This is a genomic window from Mycobacterium sp., assembly GCF_049647605.1.
Taxonomy (GTDB): domain Bacteria; phylum Actinomycetota; class Actinomycetes; order Mycobacteriales; family Mycobacteriaceae; genus Mycobacterium.
Window position 1 is genome coordinate 1 of record NZ_JBARXZ010000209.1, and the last position, 4,482, is coordinate 4,482.

Annotated in this window: 4 protein-coding genes and 1 pseudogene; 3 read left to right on the forward strand and 2 right to left on the reverse strand. The window is 63.9% G+C overall.

Annotated elements, in window-relative coordinates; translation table 11 throughout:
- Positions 1–736: 736 nt before the first annotated feature.
- Positions 737–904 (forward strand): hypothetical protein, encoded by a 168-nt coding sequence (locus WBB07_RS26235; protein ID WP_526312116.1) that lies wholly within the window; start codon positions 737–739, stop codon positions 902–904.
- 814 nt (positions 905–1,718) lie between these two features.
- Here the strand turns inward: WBB07_RS26235 and WBB07_RS26240 are convergent.
- Positions 1,719–2,078: an Rv2640c family ArsR-like transcriptional regulator gene (locus WBB07_RS26240; RefSeq protein ID WP_526312118.1), complete on the reverse strand. Its 360-nt coding sequence runs from the start codon at positions 2,076–2,078 to the stop codon at positions 1,719–1,721.
- 97 nt (positions 2,079–2,175) lie between these two features.
- Between WBB07_RS26240 and WBB07_RS26245 the strand changes: the two genes are divergently transcribed.
- Both WBB07_RS26245 and arsB read left to right on the forward strand, forming a co-directional pair.
- On the forward strand, positions 2,176–2,637 hold the full coding sequence (locus WBB07_RS26245) for an ArsI/CadI family heavy metal resistance metalloenzyme (protein WP_526312120.1): 462 nt from the start codon (positions 2,176–2,178) through the stop codon (positions 2,635–2,637).
- Positions 2,634–4,144, forward strand: a pseudogene (gene arsB, locus WBB07_RS26250) (ACR3 family arsenite efflux transporter). The gene WBB07_RS26245 and the pseudogene arsB overlap by 4 nt, the downstream one beginning before the upstream one ends.
- Before the next feature lie 8 nt (positions 4,145–4,152).
- Here arsB and WBB07_RS26255 read toward each other — a convergent pair.
- On the reverse strand, positions 4,153–4,482 hold a 330-nt coding region (locus tag WBB07_RS26255; protein ID WP_526312122.1), incomplete at its 5' end, for a zinc-binding dehydrogenase.

A 4,482-nucleotide genomic window follows, 5' to 3' on the forward strand; every position in this document is an offset into this window, starting at 1 on the left:
GCCGGGCAACGATTTGCCTGCGCACCGACGACGAGTACTGACGGGGCATGTGACCTCCTGATGATCACTCTGCCCTCGACTCTCACAACCGTGGACCAACAACACGGGAACAGATCAACTGGACCACCAAACGGGTCCCCCTCAGAGTCGCGGGTTACACCTGAGTCGCGTCATCGGTTACAGATTGCCCCGGCCATCGGCCGGGGCTTTTCTGTTGGTTGCGCCAGTAGTTGCGGCTTGGGTCGACGGTGTGCCGTCGGCATCCGACTGCCTCGCGGGGATGGCGAAGACGATCACGACATGCGGATACTGGCACCTGACGAATCAGGACGCTCCTGCGATGCACCGACGAGCGCAACCAGCGGATGGTCGAATTCATGGCGGCCAGCGGGATGCGGTTGGGGGGAGGTGGCGGCCCTGCAGCGCAAGCATGTCGACGTGGCGGCGATGGTGGTGAGGGTTCCGCCAGGCGTGGAAGTACTCCCCGGACAGCGGGTACCAGCTGGGCTGCCGTTCGCCACGGCGTCGAGAAAGCTCTCGCCTTCGTGAGGTCGCTCCGAGCTGAGCGCCTGATCAAACGGCATCCGGTATCTGATTAAGGCGGCCCATTACCTGATGCGTGAGGTCACGGAGATGTACCGCAAACAACCACTCCGATTGGCGGGTGATCGGCGGATGTCAGCCCAGATGCTTGCATTCCCGGGATATGTCACTCCTATGGGGGAGGATGCCCAGCATGGACCTGCTGAGACGCAACTACGACCTGGTGGCCACTGCAAATACCGGAGTGGTGTTCCTCGCGCTCGCACTCACCATTGGCCTGCCCTGGCTACTGTGGGCCGCATATGGCGTGCTCGTTGTAGTGCAGCTCGGGTGGCGGGTTACGCGGGGGTGGAGTCGATGACCAGCACCGCGTGGGAACTGCGCTTACAGGAGTCTGGGTGTGAGCAGGAGGGCATCGCGCCTCTGAGACAGGGATGCTTATCCGCTAAGAAGATTAGGAACTGGCAGTCATGAAAAGACAAGACGCCGTCAGCGTGACCATATTTGGGCTTGGCGCTGCAGCTCTTGTGCTCGCGGATGCGCAAGCCGGAGCGTGGGCGGCGTTCGCTGCGGCCATGCTGGCCACCGCGATCGTGTCCGCACGATCGAAGCGCCCGGCCTAAGCGGTATCTGTCGGCAAATGAGGTCGCCGAGCGGCTGGGAACTGGGCGCTCGGCGACGGGGCTGGGCGCTTTGTGGCGGCTGACGTAGCCGCGCCAGGTGACAGCGGCGGCGCCGATGTGGTCGGCGCATTGTTGTGTGCGCCAGAGTTCGCGGCCGGTGTCGGCGTCGATGATGGCGGGTTTCATCGGCGGCTGTCGATGCGGTGGGCGCGGACGATGATTCCGGCGTCGATGAGGACGAATAGGGCGAGTGCCGCCCAGGTCCAGGCAGGCGCGTTGGTGAGCCAGAGAATGAGTGCGGCGAGGGCCGGGATGGTGATTCCGGTGATGACCTTCGTGATCAGCGGTGTGGTCCTTCCTGTTTCAGTTTCCGTATCGGGTAGTTGATCAGGTTTTCCGTGATCGTCACCCCGGTTTGGATTCTTGCGAGGATGGGCGCGCCAAGGGTGATCCAGGCCGGGCCGGGCATATGGCTCTCCTGTTTCCGGCTGTTCTCGAAGTCTCGCCGCGCGGCGGTCTACCACGCTGCCGACGGCGACTCGGGGAGTGGGGCTAACGACAGCAATTCGGGTCCAGGACCGAACACAGGGCGACAAGCGACTCGTGGCGGGCGCGGTGATAGACGTTCATGCCGCGCCGTTCGGACTCGACAAAGCCCGCCCGCCGCAACTGTGACAGATGATGGCTGACAGTCGATTCGGACAGCGCGACCGCCGCCGCCAGGTCGCGACTGCACTCTTCGCCGGTGCTGCTGCTGAACAGCAATGACATCAACTTGACCCGAGCCGGGTCGGCCAGCGCTTTGAGGCGCAACGCAATCTCCAGTGCGGCGGCGTCATCGACCGGACCGGCAGCGACCGGCGAGCAGCACACCGGGGCGGACACATCGACGGTGGGCAGCGGCTTGGGCATGGGCCCATGGTGCCACACCTTATTGACAAATGTCGAAGAGGTGGCAGGATCGGCGCTGCCGGTAGTTCGATATAAGTCGCAAAGGTAGGAGCCTCTCATGTCCCGCGCCCAACTCGCCCTCAACGTCGATGACCTCGACCAGGCCGTCGCGTTCTACTCCAAGCTCTTCAACACCACACCGACGAAGGTGAAGCCGGGCTACGCCAACTTCGCCGTCGCCGAACCGCCGTTGAAGCTGGTCCTCATCGAGAACCCCGGCCACGGCGGAACGCTCAACCACCTCGGCGTGGAGGTTGAATCCAGCCAGGCTGTCCACGCCGAAATCGCCCGCCTCACTGAGGAAGGCATGTTCACCGAAGAGGAAATCGGCACCACCTGTTGCTTCGCCACGCAGGACAAGGTGTGGGTCACCGGCCCGGCGGGCGAGAAATGGGAGGTCTACACCGTCCTCTCCGACTCAGAGACGTTCGGCGCCAACCTAACTGAACCGGCTAACCAGGGCAATGAATCGACGACGTGTTGCACCGGTGCCGCTGACAGTGCGCCCGTTACAGCGTGACGCAGCAATCAAGTACGAGTAGTGGATCGGTCGTCGTCAGTAGACTCGCGACGCTCGACCGGTTCCTGCCCGTCTGGATTGGCTTGGCCATGGTCGCCGGTCTATTGCTGGGCCGGCTGGTCCCCGGCTTCAACACCGCACTCAATAGCGTTCAAGTGCAGGGCATTTCGGTTCCCATTGCTTTGGGTTTGCTGATCATGATGTACCCGGTGCTCGCCAAGGTCCGATATGACCGCCTCGATACCGTCACCGGTGATCGCAGGCTCATGGCGAGTTCCCTTGTGCTGAACTGGATGATCGGCCCCGCGCTGATGTTTGCGTTGGCCTGGCTGCTGCTCCCGGACCTGCCCGAGTATCGCACCGGGCTGATCATCGTCGGACTCGCACGCTGCATCGCCATGGTCATCATCTGGAACGACCTGGCCTGCGGCGACCGGGAAGCGGTCGCCGTGCTGGTCGCCCTCAACTCGCTGTTTCAGGTTGTCATGTTCGCCGTATTGGGCTGGTTCTACCTCTCGGTGCTGCCCGGATGGCTGGGACTCGAAACCGCCACCATCAGCGCATCGACCTGGCAGATCGCCCAATCGGTGCTCATCTTCCTGGGCATCCCGTTGCTCGCGGGCTATCTGACGCGACGGCTGGGTGAGCGGGTCAACGGCCGGCCCTGGTACGAAAGCCGTTTCCTGCCCAAGATCGGGCCCTGGGCGCTCTACGGCCTGCTGTTCACCATTGTTGTGCTGTTCGCGTTGCAAGGCGACCAGATCGCCAGTCGCCTGTTCGACGTTGTGCGTATCGCCGTCCCGCTGCTGATCTACTTCGCGGTGATGTGGGGAGGCGGCTTCCTGCTCGGTGCCGTGCTGGGACTGGGCTATCAGCGCACGACCACGCTCGCGTTCACCGCCGCGGGCAACAACTTCGAACTGGCCATCGCCGTCGCTATCGCCACCTACGGCGCGACCTCGGGGCAGGCGCTGGCCGGCGTGGTCGGCCCGCTCATCGAAGTCCCCGTGCTTGTCGGTCTTGTCTATGTATCGCTGTTGCTGCGCAAGCGATTTGCCCAACCGCACGCAATCTCACACGAAAGCAGGCAGCGATGAGTGACACCAAACCCGCAGTGCTCTTCCTCTGCACGCACAACGCGGGTCGCTCGCAGATGGCACTGGGATACTTCAATCACTTCGCCGGCGACCATGCCGTCGCTTGGTCGGGAGGCTCGGAACCTGCCGATGAAATCAACCTGGCTGCTATCGCGGCGATGGCCGAAGTCGGCATCGACATCACCGGCGGGTTCCCGAAGCCGTGGACCGATGAAATCGTCCGCGCCGCTGATGTGGTCGTGACGATGGGATGCGCGGACGTCTGCCCGGTTTACCCGGGAAAGCGGTATGAGAACTGGGAGCTCCCCGACCCCGCAGGTCAGTCGGTCGAGACGGTGCGCACGATCCGCGACGACATCGAACAGCGCGTCCGTAACTTGCTGGCTGAACTGGGGATCCGCGTCACGTAACGGCAGGATCAGCTCTTCGACACCGCCACCACCACTTTGTCGCCGTGGCGCTGGGCAGCTTCGGTGAATGCGGTGGAGACCTCCGAAAGGGGATGGCGGCTGGTGACCAGCTGATCCAGGTCGATGGCACCACTGGCGAGCGCCAGCGCCCGCGGATAGGTGTCGTTCATCCGCCGCACCATGGCAAAGGTGATGCCTTTGCGCCGGGCTGCCGCGGCCGGGAACGACGACGTGGGTTCGGCGGGGATCCCGCCGAGGGCGACCCGGCCGCCGGGCCGGACCGCGGCCACCGCAGTCGCAATCGCGGCGTCGTTGCCTGCCGCCTCCAGGACCACGTC

Excerpts from the sequence above, each read along its gene's own strand:
- WBB07_RS26235 (WP_526312116.1), top strand. The coding sequence starts at position 737 with ATGGACCTGCTGAGACGCAACTACGACCTGGTGGCCACTGCAAATACC.
- WBB07_RS26240 (WP_526312118.1), bottom strand. The coding sequence starts at position 2,078 with ATGCCCAAGCCGCTGCCCACCGTCGATGTGTCCGCCCCGGTGTGCTGC.
- WBB07_RS26245 (WP_526312120.1), top strand. The coding sequence starts at position 2,176 with ATGTCCCGCGCCCAACTCGCCCTCAACGTCGATGACCTCGACCAGGCC.